This is a genomic window from Olsenella absiana (genome assembly GCF_036408855.1).
GTDB lineage: Bacteria > Actinomycetota > Coriobacteriia > Coriobacteriales > Atopobiaceae > Olsenella_K > Olsenella_K absiana.
Genome location: NZ_JAZGJQ010000001.1, coordinates 385745 through 403117, shown reverse-complemented (window position 1 = coordinate 403117; position 17373 = coordinate 385745). Strand labels below are relative to the sequence as shown.

The 17373-nt window shown below is 67.4% G+C and carries 17 protein-coding genes and 1 other RNA gene; 4 read left to right on the top strand and 14 right to left on the bottom strand.

The window, feature by feature from the left end:
- Positions 1 to 14: 14 nt before the first annotated feature.
- From VXJ25_RS01685 to VXJ25_RS01675, 3 genes are all read right to left on the bottom strand, one after another.
- Entirely contained in the window at positions 15 to 593 is a 579-nt protein-coding gene (locus VXJ25_RS01685) for a PTS sugar transporter subunit IIA (protein WP_330957475.1), read from the bottom strand.
- 84 nt (positions 594 to 677) lie between these two features.
- Complete coding sequence (locus tag VXJ25_RS01680) at positions 678 to 1316, bottom strand: IMPACT family protein (RefSeq protein ID WP_330957474.1); 639 nt, start codon at positions 1314 to 1316, stop codon at positions 678 to 680.
- A 160-nt stretch (positions 1317 to 1476) separates the two neighbouring features.
- Positions 1477 to 1839, bottom strand: coding sequence for a hypothetical protein (locus VXJ25_RS01675; RefSeq protein WP_330957473.1), 363 nt, complete (start codon positions 1837 to 1839; stop codon positions 1477 to 1479).
- Positions 1840 to 1844: 5 nt separating this feature from the next.
- Between VXJ25_RS01675 and VXJ25_RS01670 the strand changes: the two genes are divergently transcribed.
- On the top strand, positions 1845 to 2528 hold the full coding sequence (locus VXJ25_RS01670; RefSeq protein WP_330957472.1) for a DUF4417 domain-containing protein: 684 nt from the start codon (positions 1845 to 1847) through the stop codon (positions 2526 to 2528).
- A 386-nt stretch (positions 2529 to 2914) separates the two neighbouring features.
- Here the strand turns inward: VXJ25_RS01670 and VXJ25_RS01665 are convergent, their stop codons facing one another.
- Both VXJ25_RS01665 and VXJ25_RS01660 read right to left on the bottom strand, forming a co-directional pair.
- A complete protein-coding gene (locus VXJ25_RS01665; protein WP_330957471.1) occupies positions 2915 to 3571 on the bottom strand; it encodes a PaeR7I family type II restriction endonuclease in 657 nt (218 codons plus the stop codon).
- Complete coding sequence (locus VXJ25_RS01660) at positions 3564 to 5162, bottom strand: Eco57I restriction-modification methylase domain-containing protein (protein WP_330957470.1); 1599 nt, start codon at positions 5160 to 5162, stop codon at positions 3564 to 3566. Before VXJ25_RS01660 ends, VXJ25_RS01665 begins: the two co-directional genes overlap by 8 nt.
- Positions 5163 to 5649: 487 nt before the next feature.
- Here VXJ25_RS01660 and rnpB point away from each other — a divergent pair.
- The 3 genes from rnpB (at position 5650) to VXJ25_RS01645 (ending at position 8687) form a co-directional block, all read left to right on the top strand.
- Positions 5650 to 6014: RNase P RNA component class A (gene rnpB / locus VXJ25_RS01655), an RNA gene on the top strand.
- Positions 6015 to 6217: 203 nt separating this feature from the next.
- Positions 6218 to 7654, top strand: coding sequence for a putative DNA modification/repair radical SAM protein (locus tag VXJ25_RS01650; protein WP_330957469.1), 1437 nt, complete (start codon positions 6218 to 6220; stop codon positions 7652 to 7654).
- 94 nt (positions 7655 to 7748) lie between these two features.
- Positions 7749 to 8687 (top strand): TIGR03915 family putative DNA repair protein, encoded by a 939-nt coding sequence (locus VXJ25_RS01645; RefSeq protein WP_330957468.1) that lies wholly within the window; start codon positions 7749 to 7751, stop codon positions 8685 to 8687.
- A gap of 121 nt (positions 8688 to 8808) precedes the next feature.
- Here VXJ25_RS01645 and VXJ25_RS01640 read toward each other — a convergent pair whose 3' ends face one another.
- From VXJ25_RS01640 to murC, 9 genes are all read right to left on the bottom strand, one after another.
- Positions 8809 to 9519 (bottom strand): DivIVA domain-containing protein, encoded by a 711-nt coding sequence (locus VXJ25_RS01640; RefSeq protein WP_330957467.1) that lies wholly within the window; start codon positions 9517 to 9519, stop codon positions 8809 to 8811.
- A gap of 58 nt (positions 9520 to 9577) precedes the next feature.
- A complete protein-coding gene (locus VXJ25_RS01635; RefSeq protein WP_330957466.1) occupies positions 9578 to 9838 on the bottom strand; it encodes a YggT family protein in 261 nt (86 codons plus the stop codon).
- Between the two features lie 14 nt (positions 9839 to 9852).
- The gene (gene proC, locus VXJ25_RS01630) at positions 9853 to 10662 is read right to left on the bottom strand and encodes a pyrroline-5-carboxylate reductase (RefSeq protein WP_330957465.1); all 810 of its coding nucleotides are present in this window, start codon (positions 10660 to 10662) and stop codon (positions 9853 to 9855) included.
- A 31-nt stretch (positions 10663 to 10693) separates the two neighbouring features.
- Entirely contained in the window at positions 10694 to 11320 is a 627-nt protein-coding gene (locus VXJ25_RS01625; protein WP_330957464.1) for a cell division protein SepF, read from the bottom strand.
- Between the two features lie 157 nt (positions 11321 to 11477).
- Complete coding sequence (locus VXJ25_RS01620; RefSeq protein WP_330957463.1) at positions 11478 to 12212, bottom strand: YggS family pyridoxal phosphate-dependent enzyme; 735 nt, start codon at positions 12210 to 12212, stop codon at positions 11478 to 11480.
- Between the two features lie 15 nt (positions 12213 to 12227).
- Entirely contained in the window at positions 12228 to 13037 is an 810-nt protein-coding gene (locus VXJ25_RS01615) for a polyphenol oxidase family protein (RefSeq protein ID WP_330957462.1), read from the bottom strand.
- Positions 13038 to 13044: 7 nt separating this feature from the next.
- Entirely contained in the window at positions 13045 to 14166 is a 1122-nt protein-coding gene (gene ftsZ / locus VXJ25_RS01610) for a cell division protein FtsZ (protein WP_330957461.1), read from the bottom strand.
- A gap of 499 nt (positions 14167 to 14665) precedes the next feature.
- Positions 14666 to 15820: a cell division protein FtsQ/DivIB gene (locus tag VXJ25_RS01605; protein WP_330957460.1), complete on the bottom strand. Its 1155-nt coding sequence runs from the start codon at positions 15818 to 15820 to the stop codon at positions 14666 to 14668.
- A gap of 28 nt (positions 15821 to 15848) precedes the next feature.
- Positions 15849 to 17279: a UDP-N-acetylmuramate--L-alanine ligase gene (gene murC / locus VXJ25_RS01600; protein ID WP_330957459.1), complete on the bottom strand. Its 1431-nt coding sequence runs from the start codon at positions 17277 to 17279 to the stop codon at positions 15849 to 15851.
- Positions 17280 to 17373 lie beyond the last annotated feature (94 nt).

The following is a 17373-nucleotide window of genomic DNA, read 5'->3' as shown; positions in this document are numbered from 1 at the left end:
ATCCGGGCGCCTCGCTAGGCGGACGTGAGCGTGGCGCCGGGGGGCTCCTCCTCCGGCGCCACGTCCGTCCTGGCCCCGACGCCGATGATCTTCTCCCCCGCCCTCACCTGGCGCGGGGCCTCCACCGTGACGTCCTCGTAGCGGTCCGAGTTGGCCACGACGCAGATGACGATGTCCTGGTAGCCGGCCTTCGCGACCTTGGCGCGGCTGAAGGCCATCAGCGCGTCGCCCGCCCTCACGCGGTCGCCGCGGCCGCAGTACAGCTCGAAGCCGTCGCCCCTCAGCTCGACCGTGTCGATGCCGGCGTGGACGAGCAGCTCGAGGCCGTCGTCGGTCGCGATCACTATGGCGTGGGGCATGGCAGCCGTGACGACGCCCGAGACGGGGGCGAAGACCACGTCCTCCTCGGGCCAGACGCCCGCGCAGACACCGAGGGCCCCCGAGGCGAACACGGGGTCGGGGATGTCGCGCATGGCGACGAGCCTGCCCGTGACCGCCGAGAGGACGGAGCCGGCCGAGGCCGCCCCGTCCGCGACCCGGATGCCCTCCGGGCGCTCATGCGTCGCCTGAGGCCTCCTCTTGAACCTGTCCATGAGCCCCATGGTCTCGCACCCCTCGTCTCGCGCCGCCTACCTGACCCCGTGATGATACCGCAGGGCGCGCCGCCTCGCCCGCCGCTAGAGCTCCCCGAAGGCGGGCTCGCCCACCACGCACAGGTCCTCGCCGTTGGCGAAATCGACCATCGCCCGCGTGAAGGCGACCTCGTCCCCGGCCGGGAAGACCCAGGTGAGCTGCACGTCCTCGGCGAAGATGGTGTCCTTGAGCACCCCGTGGGCGTCCGCGGCCATGCGCCTCACGCGCTCGTAGGCGCCGTAGGGGACCGAGCAGGTGACCCGCGTGACGAGGGTCATGGTCACGACCTGGCCCGCCTCGCGGGCGCTCGCCACGGCGGCCTGGGCCGCGGCGGTGTAGGCGCGCACGAGGCCGCCCGGGCCCAGCAGCGTGCCGCCGAAGTAGCGGGTCGTCACGCAGCAGACGTCCCTGAGGTTCGCGCCGCGCAGGACGTCGAGGGTCGGCTGGCCTGCGGTGCCCTGGGGCTCGCCGTCGTCCGAGCGCTTCTCGCGCCCGTCTGCGAGGATCCAGGCGGGCACGTTGTGGCGGGCGTCGTGGTGCCTGGCCCGGACGGCGTCGACGAACGCGCGCGCCTCCCGCTCGGACGCCACGTGCGCGAGCTGCGCTATGAAGCGACTCTTGCGGTCCTCGACCTCGCCCTCCGGCCGCGCCGCGGCCGCTATCGTCTCGTAGGAGTCCTGCACGTCCCGCTCCCCTCCACAAAACCCAATCGCTGGCGCCCACCCGGCGCGACACGTCCCACCCTATGAGTGTAGGCGTGGATGGGGTGTGCTCGGCTATAACATCATGTCATAGCGTTCACATCGTGCACTCACGTCTCCCTCGTTATCCTTTCTTTGATACTCATTTAGTACTCACGAGAAGCGTTGATTCTTGTACGCTCCAGCGGTTCTCGAGTTCCTTCTTCGGAAGGCTTAAGCCCCAGTAATCAATGCCCTCCAGAAACTTGTATTGATCGCCTTCGAGCATCTCGCGAGCAGCCGCAATTGAGATGGATAATGACCTCGCTGCGTCCTCGGGAGAAATTCCCCCTTCAACTCTAATCGCATACTGTTTAGCACGAGACCTCATTACGCGTCGTCGATTCATGCAATCCGAATGACCCCTGGTCTTCTTCGCGCTGACAAAGAGCCTTCCACAGACCTCGCAGGTTCCAGAGTAGAGCCTCTTATTAAATGTCTTACCAAGACCTTCACCCCTTATCAAAGGAGATGCTTACAGGGCCCAACCGCGAGGAGCGTCGCCGCATCAAGCGTAAGATGCGTCGCCACCAGCGCGACGTCTTCCATGCGCGACTGGTAGACGGAGCCAGCTTCGTCGGCACGATGGACCTCCCTCTCATGGAGGCGGTATCACTCGCTGGCATCAGCGAGATTCGACTCATCCCGTTCTCCGAGGCGATGAAGCCCACGTGCACCGACTACGACGCCTTCGTGGATTTCTATCTGGACGATTACCAGTTCGAGCGATTCTGGAACGACCCGTTTCGCTACCTTGGCCGCCTGAAGCTCTTCGCTGGCGTCATCGAGCCGGACTTTAGCACCTGTCTCGACTTCCCTGTGGCCCTCAAAGCATACAACACCTACCGTAACCAGGCACTTGGCTCCTTTCTGCAGAGAAACGGCACCCTCTGCGTGCCGAACGTCCGCTGCGAGTCGGGGCTTCCGTGGATGCTGGACGGTACCCCTCGCAGGAGCGCCATCGCCATCGGTGCTCGTGCGGCGGTCAAGAAGCCCTCCGACCGCGAGGCGCTCATGCGCGCCGTCCGATTCGCCGTCGAGGCTCTGGAGCCCACGGAGATCATCTGGTACGGCTCCACCTCCTACGGCATAGGCGACTGGTTGCTTTCGCTGGGTGTCCCCATCCACGTCTGCCCCGCTCGCGTCCGCGGCTAGGGGTAGAAATGGGAGGAAGCTTTGACAGTGGCCACTTCCACGGGACCAGCGGATCTCCGCAAAGGCCACTCGACCTCGGACAAGAGCCTGGATATGGCATTGGCGGGCATGTCGACGGAATCGTCCCACAGCCCGCAAGCCCCACGGCGCGCGATACGCTTATGTCCGAGGCAACGACCGACACCACCAGAAGCATTATCAACGAGCTGTACCGGAAAGGCTCTGGAATAGGTGACGGAGGCACCGCCGACGCCATTCGGCACGAGCTCGCTACAGGCGAGTTAGTCGGGGGACGCAGCCATATCCGGAAGGGCAGGGAGCGCCTACGCCAGAATTCTGCCGCAGTCCCTTTTCGATGGTTGTAGGCCACCTAAGATGAAATGCGTTTACACCCTCATGACGCCAATCCAACCTTTGAGGTGGGCGACGAACTTGTCATAGGTCATGAGCGGGTCAGGCTCCTCCACCACGCCGTTCTCAAGATCGACAGCGGCGACCCACACGGCTTGGTAGATTCTCTCACGTAGCAGGCGCTTTCCCAGAATGGTAAACCTCTCGACGTAAGACGAGTTCTCAAACTCCCTGTCGAAGGCGTAGCGCGACTTGGCACCAATCTTCGAAGGCCTCATGCTCTCAGGGGTCTTGCGAATCAGGAGAACATAGCCGAAGTTGGGCGGCAGGTCGTTGGGCTCGAGGAGGTGGTTATGAGTCGCGTATTCGACGTCCAACGCGCTGCCGAGCGCCTCTTCGGCGCGGTTGTTCGCGTTGTTGCCGAAGCTGCTGTTGATGCTCTTGAGCTCGATGGCCGCAACCAGAACGCCGCCCTCGAAGGCGGTAATATCCCACTTCTTCGAAGGCCGGAACCAGCCGGGAAGGGTCACGTTCACATCGTCGAGGAATATGGAGTCTGGGTCATAGCCCACACGACTCATGTCCTCGGCAATCTTCGTGGCAAGAGGAGCGATGTGCCTGCCGCTCCGCGTACCCTTCGTCACAGCATAGCTGACGCAGTCGAGCACCGCCTCTTTGACATCATCACGCATGTGCTTCCTCCAAACCATAAGCCCTTCTGCTCGCCGAATTCGCTCGTTCACGATTCCCCGCCATGAATGCCTCCGCGAGCTCGCGCCTCGTGTCCTCGTCGACCTCGTCGGCGTAAGGGATGTGCACCTTACGCAGGTATTGTGCCTGGAAGCGGAGGGTCGAACCCCGCATCTTCACCCCGAAGGCATCCACATACCCCTCGACGAGACCGCTCATCATCAGCCCGCCGAGAGAACGCACATCCCACTCGCTCGAGGTCATCCAGTAGCAGTTATGGTGGGGGTAGCGAGACCCGTCACTGTAAACGGGGTCCGCCCGCGCAGCCATATCAGGGAACAGGAGCATCTCCTTCCCCATGAGAGACTGGTCTGGCTTGTCGAGGGTACGGTACCAGGCGTCAGGATGATCCTTCGCCACCCTGCGGCGCCTTAGCCTCTCCTCGTTCTCCTCGAAATAGCCCCTGAGCCTTGGATAGTCATCGAGGTTCACGAGAGTCCCGTCCTCGTTCCATGGGTTTACGAGGTACTTTGTCGCTTCGCGACGCCCGGCACGCCAGTCACGCATGAAGAACAGGGGCAGCATGCGGTCCCTCTCCACGAGATCGGGATCCTCGGTGATATACACCTCGTCGCATCCCGAGGCGATACCGATGCCCAGCTTCACGCCTGCATCCTCTAGGCGAGGGTAGCGACTGGCGAGGTCTCCTAGCAACTGCAGCTTCTCAGGGGCTGCAAGCGGAATCGAGCCAGAGCCGGAAAGGGGACGAAGCACATCCGCTGACGCGTTCTCGGACCTGTAGGCCCCCTCCCCCGAGGCAATCCAGCGTTCGGCAGCCGGGACGTCACTCAAAGAGAACCTTGGCCGGCACTCCATATAGCGCATGGGCCTGCCCGCCCCTCTTCGGATGAGGGTAATCGCAGGATAGGCGGACACGTCGTCCTCGAAGGCGGAGACCCCATGCAATCTGATGTGAACGTCGAGGCTGTAGCGTTTCGACACGAAGGCGCGCAGTCGTGAGCCATAGCGGTTCTGCAGCCATCGATCGGAACAGATAAAACAGAGGGCGCCGTCTTCCGTTAGGGCTTCAAGGCTTTTCTCGAAGAAGCCCACGTAAAGGTCCGACCCCATTGTCACGCAGGACATCAACTCGCAATAGGCTTTCCTCTGCTCGCGAGGAATCAATGACGAGCGCACGTATGGGGGGTTTCCGACTACCCAGCGAGCCGCCGGAACGTTTGCCATCAGAAAGTCGCCCTGAGACACCCACACGTCCGAGAGGGTTTTCGAGTCATTCTCGCTCAGGCCGAAACGGACCAGCGCCCTTCGAATAGTCATCTTGCTTGCTGAGACGGAGGCATCGTCCAGGTCAAATGCCCTTACACACGGCTTGAGGTTCTCCACAGACAAAGATCCTACTCGCTTCGCTCGCTCGCACAGACGAGTCACAATGCGACCAAGGAATGCACCGTCACCACAAGACGGCTCAACGACACAGCCAGCCAGCAAATCGTTGTCAACGGTGTATCCCACAACATCGAGGACGAGATCGACAACCCAGTCCTTGGTGAAAACTACTCCCGGCTCTGTCACAAGAAACACCTCCCCCAACGACCCGGCAAATACATATCGACAGAACAAATATGATACCCGCAGGCGAGGACAACAATCTCCGTTCATTTGGGGCATCCTGGTTTTAGGTCAGACTAACCCATCTACCTGCGTGAGTATCATTTGAGTACCAGTGGGATGGGTTTCGCTCCTTTAGAGCGACTCCGTGAGTGCCAGCCTCATTGGCGCTGGTCATCAGCACATTATCGTGAGGCTGCTTGGGTATAGCGGAGCAAGATACCCTTACCAGGTCTCTTCAACTGGGCAAACACGCATCATGCCTGGAGGAGCGAGCAACTACCTCTCCACTGGCTTGCAGGTTCACGAATGCAAGACGACGCGCCTGGTAGACCACAGCCCACCAGATACGCCGCCAGAGAGACCTCACGATAATGTGCTGAGCTATTCCCACCCTACACCACAGCCGGGCTGCTGTCGCGCCTGCGAGGTGTGCTACAATACCCCGCGCGAGGTGGGCCAGACGACCGCGGGGCCGACCGGGCGACCGGTCCGGCCATGAGGAAAGTCCGGGCTCCACAGGGCAGGAAGCTGGCTAACGGCCAGGCGGGGTAACCCGACGGAAAGCGCCGCAGAAAAGAAGACTCCCGCTGCCCGCGCGAGCGGGTGAGGGAAAAGCTGAAACGGTGGTGCAAGAGACCACCAGCGTCGTGGCGACACGGCGGCTTGGCAAGCCCCTTCCGGAGCAAACGCAAATAGGAGCGCCATGGGGTGGCCCGCCCCGCGCTCGGGTTGCGCGCTAGAGGGCGTCGGTAACGGCGTCAGTAGATAAATGGTCGTCCACGACAGAACCCGGCTCATAGGCCCGCCTCGCACTTCGCCCCAACGGGCGCCCGCAACCGGCGGGCGCCCCTTCCCTTATCAACACGGCCCCTCGTCAGCCTTGTGCGTCCCCTTCTTCTGACCTCCCCTGTTCGGGTCCTCGATGTTAGGCCCCCTGTTCGGATCCCCCTTGTACGGACACCTGTTCGGTGCTACACTTGCCGAACAGAGGTTCTCAACGCGGTCGGGAGGCTTCGGTGGACACCTATTCCAAGCTGGGCATACTCGCGGAAGCAGCGAGGTACGACGCCGCCTGTACCTCCTCCGGCGTGGACCGTGGGGCGGTCAGCGGCCGGGTGGGCACGACGCGCGCCGCCGGCTGCTGCCACGCGTTCACCTCAGACGGGCGATGCGTCACCCTCCTCAAGGTCCTCATGAGCAACGCCTGCTCCTATGACTGCGCCTACTGCGTCAACCGCAGGTCCGCGAGCGTCCCCAGGGCAACCTTCGCGCCACGCGAGCTCGCGGAGCTCACGGTGGACTTCTACAAGCGAAACTACATAGAGGGCCTCTTCCTCTCCTCCGGCGTCCTCGGCACGCCAGACGAGACGTGCGAGCGCATGGTGGAGTGCCTCCGCGTCCTGCGCCAGGACCTCCTCTTCAACGGCTACGTCCACGCCAAGGTCATCCCCGGCACCTCACCCGAGCTCGTCGAGTGGCTGGGGAGGCTCGCGGATCGCCTCTCCGTGAACCTAGAGCTTCCGAGCTCGTCCTCTCTGACGGCGCTCTGTCCGGACAAGGACGCCTGCGGCATCACGCGTCCAATGGCCCAGATCCGGCGGGGCAGGGACGAGGAGGAGCTCCGGCTGAGGGCGGCCTCGGGGCAGGGTGGCGGCCGCTCGAGGGGGCCCTCGCGCCCCCTGGGGCCGTGTGCCGCGGCGCCCGCAGCGAAGGCCTCGCCGGGTGACGCCGCGCACGGGCCTGGGTCTCCCCTCGCCCTGGGGCAGGAGGCGGGCGCCCCCAGGCTCTCGTCGCGCCGCTCCCGGGTGAGCCCCTCGAGGCGCACGTTCGCGCCGGCCGGCCAGTCGACCCAGCTCATCGTCGGGGCGTCGCCCGAGAACGACGACCAGATACTGCGCCTCTCGTGGTCCCTCTACGAGAAGTACGACCTCAAGAGGATCTTCTTCTCCGCCTACATGCCCATGCTCGAGGACGACCGCCTGCCCGAGCCGGGCACGCCCGTGCCGCTGCGCCGAGAGCACCGTCTCTACCAGGCCGACTGGCTCATGCGCTACTACGACTTCAAGCCGGGCGAGCTCACCAGCACCGAGGAGCCCTGGCTGGACCTCGACCTCGACCCCAAGCTCGCCTGGGCTCTGCGCCACATCGGGCTCTTCCCCGTCGAGGTGAACGAGGCGCCGCTCGAGACGCTCCTCCGGGTCCCCGGCATCGGCCCCGTCGGGGCGCGCCGCATCGTCCGCGCGCGACGCTCGGGCATCCTCGGCTTCGAGGATCTGGGCCGCCTCAAGGTCGTGCTCAAGAGGGCGCGGCCCTTCCTGACCTGCAACGGCGCCACGGCGCGGGGCCTGCCCCTCGACGCGGACCTGATTCGGCGGAAGGCGGTGGAGGATGCCAGGGGAAGCTCCTACAACCGGACGAGGAGGCAGGCTGAGGGCCAGCTCTCGCTCTTCTGAGGACGCCGTACCGCCCGCCGGCGCGGACCCCTCGCCCACCACGGCGCGCGGCGGCGTGCTGGGCGGCTCGCGGGACGATCGGTCCGCGCCCCCCTTGGCCCCCGGCGCCGTCGGCGGGGCCGTCCGCTCCCTGCAGGAGGCCCTCTCCCACGCCATCTCCTGCGCGGTCGCCTGCGAGCCCACGGCCGAGGGCATCCTCTCGGGCGTGGGGACGCTCTACCTCGCCCACGCCGACCCCGCGCGAGTCCGCCTCGTCGGCCGTGACAGCTGCCAGCCGCGTCTCGGCGAGCAGCTGGTCTCGGGCCCCTCGTGCGCAGCAGACGAGACGGTCGCCCTCGCCCGGCGCGTGCTGCGCGGCTTCGAGCGCCACGTCTCGGAGGGCTGTCCGCGCGCGCGAGCGGGCCGCTGCCCGAGGGGCTGTACCGGCTCGTGCGTTCGACGGGTCCTCTACGCCTGCGCCTCGAGCACGGAGACGGCCCCGGAGGTCGTCCACCGATATCTGAGGCTCGCGTTCGAACGCGGCGGCGTCGTCCGCTCGGCGCTCCAGGACCCTCGCGTCGCCGACCTGCACGCCCTTTCGCTCTCGGTCTCCGGGGAGTGCGAGAGGACGAGGCAGTTCGTCAGGTTCTCCCGCCAGGAGGACGGCTCCTTCGCCGCGACCTTCAGCCCCAGGGACGACACCATCCCGCTCACGAGCAGCTACTTCGCCGCGCGCCTCCTCGACGACCGCTTCTTCGTCCTCGACCCCGTCCACCTCGTGGCTGCCTTCCACCTCCCGGGCAGGCGCGACTGCGGTCTCGTGCGCCTCGACGCCGCCGAGGCGGCGGCGCTTGCCGCCCGCCGCAGCGACGCGCCGGAGGAGGCCTACGTCGAGGCCCTGTGGCGGCGCTTCTACGAGTGCGTGGCCCTACCCGGTCGCGACCGCTCCCAGAGGGGCTACGACCTGCGGACGAGCTGGGTGCCCAAGCGCTTCTGGGCGGGCCTGCCCGAGCTCGCGAAGGCTGCCGCCCAAGGAAGTGGCCTCCCCGCCTAAGCGAGGGTGCCCCTTCCCACTCCGCGGGGCAGCGTGGAGCAGACCCGCGCCTTGCGGACAGAAAGGGCCCCGTCCAGGGACGGGGCCTCTCATCTCCTGCTATGTCCGAGACAGGTTCCCGCTAGTCGAGGTCGCCGAAGTCCTCGCCCGGCGCGGACGCCACGGGGGCGGTCACCGGCTCCACGACGGCCGTGGAGTCCACGTCCGGCGCGGGGACGGATGCCGCAGGGGCAGGCGCAGGCGCGGCGGGAGCGGCCGCGGCGGGCGTCGACTCGGGGAAGACCGCGTCGGCGTCGTCCAGGAAGTGCTGCAGCAGCTTCTTGTACTCGGAGCGGAAGTCCTCGCGCGACTGCTTGAGGCGGTCGATCTCGTCGAGCTCGTTCTGCTTCTCGGCGAGGGCCTGGCGGATGACCTCGCGGGCCTTCTGGTCGGCCTCGTTGCGGATGCGCTCCGCGTTGTCGCGCGCGTCGGCGACGAGCTTGTCGGCGCTCTGCTGGGCGACGATGAGGACCTGGGAGATCTGGCGCTCGGAGACGGACAGGTCGGTGCTCGGCGCGGAGAGCTCCGGCGCGGGGGCGGGCTGCTGCGGCCTCGCCGCGGCCTCGGCCTCCATGTCGGCGACCTGCTGCTGGAGGGCAGCGACCTGGGCCTGCGAGGACTGGAGCTGAGCCTCGGAGTTGTTCAGCCTGCCCTTGAGGTCTGCGATCTTCTGCAGCATGGCATCGACCTCGGTCGAGAGCTGCTCGAGGAAGGCGTCGACCTCATCGGTGTCGTATCCGTGCTTGGAAGGCGAGAACGCAAGTTGTTCGATGTCAGCTGGAGTAATGGCCATCTCAATCCCTTTCGATCCTTATCCGTGCCCCGCCACCGGCGGTTGCGCGTGACACGCGTTAGAGTATACCCACAACGAGTCGCTCGATGAAGTTAAGAACCACCAGGGCGATCACCGGGGAGAAGTCCAGCCCGCCCACGGGCGGGATGAAGCGCTGGAAAACGCCGACGTAGGGGTGCACGATCCTGTCGATCACCGTCGCGACGTCGCCGAGGAGGCCGTCCGGCGAGAAGGGGATCCAGGAGAGAATGCACCAAACGACCACGAGGATCTCGTAGAACTCGAAGAGCCTCATCACGACGTAGGCGAGCGAGACCAACCGTCCCCCCTCCCCTACGCGCCGGCCAGCTCGCGCGTACGCGCGAGCGCGGCGTCGACCGCACCGTACGAGCCCTCGAGGAGGTGGGGCTCCAGGGCGAGGAGGCCGGCCGCGGTGGTGCCGCCGGGCGAGGTGACCTTCTCCATGTAGGCCCTGGGGTGCTCCCCACTCTCGAGAAGCGCCTTGCCCACGCCGAGCATGGTCATCTCGACCATCTCGCGGCAGGCCTGGGCGGGAAGGCCCGCCCGGATGCCGGCCCTGGTCAGGGTGTCGACGAAGAGCGCCAGGTAGGCGGGGCCACAACTCACCACGGCGCCCTCGGCGTCGAGCTGGTCCTCGCGCATGACCTGCGCGCAGCCGAGCGCGGAGAACAGCCCGCGCACGAGCTCCACGTCGGCCGGAGTGGCCGCCTGTCCCGGCGCGATCGCCGTGGCGCCGCTCAGGACCTGGATGAGCAGGTTGGGCATCACGCGGATGACGCGAGCGCCGTCGAGGTAGTCCGCGAGCGTGGAGAGCGTGACGCCCGCCGCGATGGAGACCACGAGCCTCCCCACGAGCTTGTCCGACAGGCCGCCCGCCACCTCGGGCAGCACCTGGGGCTTGACCGCCAGCACGACCACGTCGGTGCCGGCGTCCACGAGCTTCTCGGCGCTCGCGAAGCCGCCGATTCCGAGCTCGGCGAGGGCGGCGAGCTTGTCTGCGCTCGGGTCGCACGCGAACACGTCAGAGGCGTCCATGGCGCCGGAGGCGACCAGGCCGCGCGCGATCGCGCCGCCCATCGACCCCGCACCGACGATGCCCACCGTAGCCTTGATCTTGTCCATTGAGTCCACCTGCCCCTAGCTTGAGACGTCCCTACCGGGAGAGCGTGCCGTCCGCGACGAGCCTGTCGAGGTCGGCCTGCGAGATCTGGATCCCCTCGGGCAGGACCGCGAAGACCTGGTCGCCGACCTGCTGGACCTCGCCCTCGATGCCGAAGGAGAGGCCGAAGCAGAAGTCGAGGATGCGCGTGGCCACGTCACCCGGGGTGTCGGAAAGGTTCAGGAGGACGGGCTGGTTGCCCTTCACGCGCCTCACCACGGCCTGGACGTCGTCGTAGGCGGTGGCGTTCAGGACGTAGGGCGGCAGCTGGCCGGAGGCGTTGCCGCGCGGGGCGGGGCGCGTCGGCACGTCGTCCTGCTCGTAGGCGCTCGACGGACGGGCGCCGTCCTCGCGGCGGTACGTCGGCGCGTAGCTTCCCTCGTCGAGGTTCTGGCCCTCGTAGCTGCTCGGGCCACCGGCGTTGTTGCTCACCGGCTTGCCGGAGCGCGTGTAGACCGAGACGCTCTCTGCCTCGGGACGCGGCGTGTTGCCGAGCAGTCCACTGCCGGCAGGCGCGTCGTCCTGCGCGTCATCGTAGTAGTCGTCCTCGTAGCCGTCGTCGTAGTAGTCGTCGTTGCCGTTGTGCGAGAACCTGTCGCGGATGTTGTCCAGAAATCCCATGGTGCCCTCTTCCTGTCGTGGTCTCTCGGTGGTGCGTCTGTGGTGCATGCGTGGCGTGTCTTTGGAGTGTCTATGGCATGTCCGTGGTGCTTCCGGGTCTCCCCCGCTCGCGGACGTCGTGCGCGGACCCGCGCCCGGGGCCTCCGGGTCGGCGCCCCTACCTGAGCTGGTAGTCGGGGCTGAAGACCGTCCTCCCCAGCCGGACGATGGTCGACCCCTCCTCTATCGCGATCTGGAAGTCGTCGCTCATCCCGCAGGAGAGCACCGGGAGCGCGCGGCCGGTCTCTGCGGCAAGCTCGTCGCGAAGCTCCCTCAGCCCCGAGAAGCTGCGTCGCGCCTCGTCGGGGTCGTTGGCGGGAGCCATGGTCATGAGGCCGAGGAGCTCCATGTTCGGCAGCTCGAGCAGGGAGCCCACCTCCCGCCTCACCTCGTCGGGGGAGAAGCCCGACTTGGACTCCTCGCCGGAGACGTTGGTCTCGACGAGGTAGCGGACGCGCACCCCCTTCGCCTCGGCCCTCTTGGAGATGGCCTGGGCGAGGTGGGCGGAGGAGACCGAGTGCACGAGCTCCGCGTTGCCGAGGACCATGTTGATCTTGTTGGTCTGCAGGTTGCCGATCATGTCGAAGCGGGCGTGCGCCATCTCGGGGCGCGCCTTGGCGGCCTCGACCTTGCGCTTGAGCTCCTGGGGGCGGTTCTCGCCGAAGGCCCGGTATCCCGCCTCCCACGCGAGGGCCACCTCCTCGGGGCCCACCGTCTTGGAGACGGCGAGCAGGCACACCTCGCCCTCGTCCCTCCCGGCGCGCCGGCAGGCCTCGCGGATCCTGTCGAGGATCTCTGCCCTGCGCTCCGCGAGGAACTCCCCGTACTGCTCTGGTGTCTCGTCTACCTGCATCGATGGTCAGCTCCGTCAGTCTGTCCCACGCATGAGCGCGATGGCCCCATGCCTTCCGCAATGGCCCCCCGAGGCGCGGTACGAGAAGAAGCGGTCGGTCTCGGAGGCCGTAGAGCCCCCTACCCAGGCGACGCGCCCGGGGGCAACGCCCGCCTCGTCGAGGGCGCACCCTATCGCCGACGCCAGGTCGAGGTGCCGGCTGCTCGGCTCGATTCTCGCACCGAACTCGTCTCGGAAGCGCCCTATCAGCTCTTCCGAAACCTCGTAGTCACCAGCCCCGACGTGCGGGCCCACGTAGGCCCAGACGTCGGCGACGTCCGCCCCGGTGCGCTCGCACAGCACGCGTGCCGCCTTGGCGGAGATGCGCGCGAGCGTGCCGCGCCACCCCGAGTGGACGACCGCGAAGCCGCCGGGGGCGACGAGCACCACGGGCGCGCAGTCCGCGAAGCAGAGAAGGACCGGCACCCCGGGGACCGTGCAGACCACGGCGTCGGCGCCCTCGGCGGCCTCGGCTCGCACGCGCCCGAGGGCGGCCTCCCCCGCATCGTCGACGACGACCACCCTGTCTCCGTGCACCTGCCGCGGGCATACGAGGCGTCCGAGGCACCCCTCAGCCCCGAGAGCGGCGAGGACGCGCCGGCGGTTCTCGGCCACGAGGGCAGGGTCGTCACCGCACGCGTCCCCGAGGTTCAGCGAGGCGAAGTCGCCTCCGGAGGCGCCTCCCGTGCGCTCCGTGAACGCGAACGTGACCCCGCACGGGCGGCTCCTGTCGCCGAGCAGGGTCACGCCGCGCGAGCCGAACCTTTCGATGAGCGGCCCGGGCATCTGGCACCTACATGCGCGTGCTGCGCTTGAGGAAGTCGGGGATGTCGAAGTCGCGCTCGCCGGAGGACTGGCGAGAGCCCGCGGCGGGACGGGACGCGGGACGCGAGCCGCGCGCGCCGGAGCGGCGGTCGGAGGGAGCGGAGGCGGAGCCGACGCCGGGGTTGGTGACGTTGTCGTCCTTGAAGCCGGTGGCGATGACGGTCACGCGGACCTGGTCGCCCAGGGACTCGTCGACGACCGTGCCGAAGATGATGTTGGCATCAGCGTCGACGTTCTTGGCAACGATGTCGGCCGCGTCGTTGATTTCCTGGATGCCGAGGTCCTTGTTGCCGGCGATGGAGAGCAGGACACGGGTGGCGCCGTCGATGGAGCTCTCGAGCATGCGGCTGGAGATGGCCTCCTCGGCCGCGTCGGCCGCTCGGTTGTCGCCGGAGGCGATGCCGATGCCCATCATGGCCGTGCCGGCGCCCTTCATGATCGTGCAGACGTCCGCGAAGTCGAGGTTGATCAGGCCCGGGACGGTGATGAGGTCCGTGATGCCCTGGCAGCCCTGGCACAGGACGTCGTCGGCCATGCGGAAGGCCTCGAGCATGGTCGTCTTCTTCTCGGAGAGGTCGAGCAGGCGGTCGTTGGGGATCACGATCAGGGTGTCGACGTTGTCGGAGAGGTTCTTGATGCCGGAGGAGGCGTTGGTCGCGCGCTTGCGGCCCTCGAAGGCGAAGGGCTTGGTCACGACGCCGACGGTGAGGGCGCCCACGTCGTTCTTCGCGATGTCGGCGACCACGGGGGCGGCGCCGGTACCGGTGCCGCCGCCCTCGCCCGCGGTGATGAAGACCATGTCGGAGCCGGCGATGGCGGCCTTGATCTCGTCACGGGAGTCCTCGGCGGCCTCGGCGCCGACCTCGGGGACGGCGCCCGCGCCCAGGCCCTTGGTGATGTCGGTGCCGATGTGGACCTTGATGTCGGCGTCAGAGAGGGCGAGCGCCTGCGCGTCGGTGTTGACGGCCACGAACTCGACCCCGCGGATGCCCTCCTCGATCATGCGGTTGACCGCGTTGGTGCCGCCGCCGCCGACGCCGACGACCTTGATGACCGCGAGGTAATTGCTGGGAATCTCGTTCTCGTTCATGGTTCCTCCTTGCTTGGGCGCGGTCCTGGTCGAGCGGCGCCTTGTCACTGCCTGCCTGGTTGGTGCTAACGAGTCTGCGTGCTGCTGCGTTTGGGGTGCGATGGTGGTGCGTTTGTGGTTCGTCTGGGTGGTGCGGTGGTGCTCCGTGCTGGTGCGTTTGCCGAGGCCAAAACCCTCAACCTCAAGTTAACCTCAACGCCTCATGCAAAGCGCGATATATTTGCACAACCAAAAGCCCCGCGTCAACGTTTTTGTCGAAACTATGGATTCCGCAGGTAGATGGCCACAATTCGGGCACGGAAAACCATCAGGCTGAGCTTGAGGTCAAGAGTTTCTGCGTACGTTCGGGCCAGCGTGCGAGCCTCAAGGCCTCGAGGGTTCGAGCCTTCCTCGAGGCTCGGTCGGGCCCTACGTGGGACAGGATCGAGGCTCGCACGGAATCGAGGCCCCCATAGGATCAGGCTCACGCGGAGGCGAGGCGGAGGCGTCGGGGCCGGGCCTACTGCGAGCTGGCGTCGGCAGACGACGACCCCGAGCCCGACGAGGCGGTTCCGTCGTCGTTCACGTCCGCGGGGTCGCCGATCTTGTCCGACCGGATGGAGTCGGAGTAGCTGGAGCCACCCTCGACGGAGCTCCCGGCGGCGCCCGTCCCCTCGCCCACGTTGGGAGAGTCGAGCCTTCGGTAGGCGGGCTTGGAGGGCACGCGGACGTTCACGTAGGTGAGCTCCCCCGGGTACTTGTCGAGCAGCTGGCGCACGAGCGCCTCCTTGGTGTCCACGTTGGAGGCAGCGCCCAGAGACACCTCCACGCCGCTCTTGAGCACGCAGGTGACGCTCTCGGAGTCCTCCACCGAGTAGGAGGCGATCTGATCCTTGAAGCCCTGCGAGAACTGCTCCTGGAAGAGCTCGACGGTCTTGAGGCAGCCGTCCGTCGCCGTGGCGAGCGCGGTGGGCTCCACGGAGCTGGGGGCGTCGGTCACGAGGAGGGCGCCATAGCCCTCCGCGAGGGCGAGCGCCGCGTCGTTGGTGGTCTGGCCGTCGGGCACCGTGAGGTGCACGGGCTCGATCCAGACGTCGTCGGTGCCGAGCAGCCACGCGATGTCGCCCGTGCTCATGGCCACGACCTCGCCGACCGACCTCTCGTGCACCTCGATGCCGAGCCTGTCGGGGAACTCGCGCGTGATGGTCGCCGAGGCGACCCAGGGGCTCCTCCTGAGGTTCTCCTCGACGGCCTGGACGTCCACGTTGAGGAGGGTCGCCCCGCTCTCCACCTTCGCGAGTCGCGCGACCGTGTCCGCGGAGACGTGCTCGGTGCCGGAGACGTCTAAGGACTCGATCGTGAAGGTCGAGGTGTGCGAGAGCAGGGTGACGCCCACCGTGGCGACGACGACGAGGGCCACGACCACGACGAGGGCGATGATGACGCCCCTGAGGAGCCTGCCGCGCCGCCTCTGGTCGCCGGCGGTGAGCCTGCCGGTGGCGGACGGGTCCACCTTGAGGTTGCCCTCGCGGATGCCTCCCTTGGGCAGGCCCCTCCCCTGCAGCCTGCCGGCGACGTCGCCCAGCGAGGAGCCGAGGACGCTCGAGGCGCCCTTCGGGGGGCGGGCCTTGCCCCGCCCCCTGCCGAGACCGCTCAACCTCAGACGAAGGCCCATGTCGTGTCCCCGGAGTTCCCTTGAGCCGCTAGTCGCCGGCGCCCGCGGCGCCCTCGTCGCGCTTTCGCATCTGGGCGATGAAGGCGGGGCCTATCGCGGTCACGTCGCCCGCCCCCTGGGTGATCAGGAGGTCGCCCGGACGCACGACGTCGCAGAGGTGCTCGACGAGCTCCTTGCGGTTGGGGATATAGGAGACGTCCTTGACCTTGCCGCGCTCCTCCACCGAGCTGACGATGGTCTTGCCGGAGACGCCGGGGATCGGCATCTCGCCGGCGGGGAAGACGTCCATCACGATGAGGACGTCGTCCTCGTCGAAGGCATGGCCGAACTGCTCGGCGAGCGCCTGCGTGCGCGAGTAGCGGTGCGGCTGGAACACGGTGACGATGCGCTTGAAGTCGAGGTCGGCCGCCGCAGAGAGGGTCGCGGCGATCTCCGTCGGGTGGTGGCCGTAGTCGTCGACGACCGTGACGCCGTCCACGTCGCCCACGTGCGTGAAGCGCCTGCGGGCGCCCTTGAACTCGCTGAGGGCGCGGGCGGCCGCGTGCACGTCGAGGCCGAGGACGTCCGCCACGGCGATGGCGGCGCAGGCGTTCAGGACGTTGTGGCGGCCGGGGTTGGCGTGGATGGTCACGTCGCAGGTCTCGCCCTTGGGGGTCCTCACGTGCAGCGTGCTCGCGAGCCCGTGGTGGGTGTCGTCCTCGCTGCAGACGTAGTCGTTCCCCTCGTCGAAGCCGTAGGTCACGAAGCGCCTGCCGCTCTTGCGGGCGATTTCGGCGTAGTGGGCGACGTCGCCCATCACCACTACGCAGCCCTCCTCGCCGACGAGGCCCATGAACTTGCAGAAGGTGCTCTCGATGTTGGCGAGGGTCCCGTAGTGGTCGAGGTGGTCGGCCTCGATGTTGGTGACCACGGCCACGCGTGGGTCGAGGTAGAGGAAGGAGCCGTCGGACTCGTCCGCCTCGCAGACGAAGTAGCCGCCGTCACCGTTGCGCCCGTTGGTGTCGTAGCCCTCGACGACCGCGCCGATGAGGAAGGAGGGGTCGAGCCCCATCTTGTCGAGCATCGTGGCGACCATGGAGCTCGTCGTGGACTTGCCGTGGGTGCCGGCGACGGCCACCGTGAGGGCGCCCTCGCCCAGGGCCGCGAGCATCTTAGCCCTCGGCCACACGGGGATGCCCAGCTCGCGGGCGCGCACGAGCTCCGGGTTGGTCTCGGGGATGGCGGTGGAGATGACCACCACGTCGGGCGCCGCCTTGTCGATGTTGTCCGCCTTGTGGCCGACCGAGACCTCGACGCCGGCGGCCTCGAGGTCGCGCACGTAGTGCGACTCCTTGAGGTCGGAGCCGGTGACCTTGCAGCCGCGCTCGTGGAGCACGAGGGCGATCCCGCTCATGCCGGCGCCGCCGATCCCGATGAAGTGGGCGCTCCTGAAGCCCTTGTCGCCAGCGTTACCAGCCATCTCTCCTCCTTCGGCGGGCAGGGCCCGCCAGACTCGCTCCTGCGCCGGGCTGCCGCCCGACGCCTCCGCATCCATGTGCCGGGCACCGAGGTGC

Bases quoted from the DNA above. Each gene is read 5' to 3' on its own strand.
- VXJ25_RS01605 (WP_330957460.1), bottom strand. From the start codon at position 15,820: ATGGGCCTTCGTCTGAGGTTGAGCGGTCTCGGCAGGGGGCGGGGCAAG.
- VXJ25_RS01625 (WP_330957464.1), bottom strand. From the start codon at position 11,320: ATGGGATTTCTGGACAACATCCGCGACAGGTTCTCGCACAACGGCAAC.
- VXJ25_RS01685 (WP_330957475.1), bottom strand. From the start codon at position 593: ATGGACAGGTTCAAGAGGAGGCCTCAGGCGACGCATGAGCGCCCGGAG.
- VXJ25_RS01640 (WP_330957467.1), bottom strand. From the start codon at position 9,519: ATGGCCATTACTCCAGCTGACATCGAACAACTTGCGTTCTCGCCTTCC.
- murC (WP_330957459.1), bottom strand. From the start codon at position 17,279: ATGGCTGGTAACGCTGGCGACAAGGGCTTCAGGAGCGCCCACTTCATC.
- VXJ25_RS01665 (WP_330957471.1), bottom strand. From the start codon at position 3,571: ATGCGTGATGATGTCAAAGAGGCGGTGCTCGACTGCGTCAGCTATGCT.
- VXJ25_RS01615 (WP_330957462.1), bottom strand. From the start codon at position 13,037: ATGCCCGGGCCGCTCATCGAAAGGTTCGGCTCGCGCGGCGTGACCCTG.
- VXJ25_RS01620 (WP_330957463.1), bottom strand. From the start codon at position 12,212: ATGCAGGTAGACGAGACACCAGAGCAGTACGGGGAGTTCCTCGCGGAG.
- VXJ25_RS01670 (WP_330957472.1), top strand. From the start codon at position 1,845: ATGCTTACAGGGCCCAACCGCGAGGAGCGTCGCCGCATCAAGCGTAAG.
- proC (WP_330957465.1), bottom strand. From the start codon at position 10,662: ATGGACAAGATCAAGGCTACGGTGGGCATCGTCGGTGCGGGGTCGATG.
- ftsZ (WP_330957461.1), bottom strand. From the start codon at position 14,166: ATGAACGAGAACGAGATTCCCAGCAATTACCTCGCGGTCATCAAGGTC.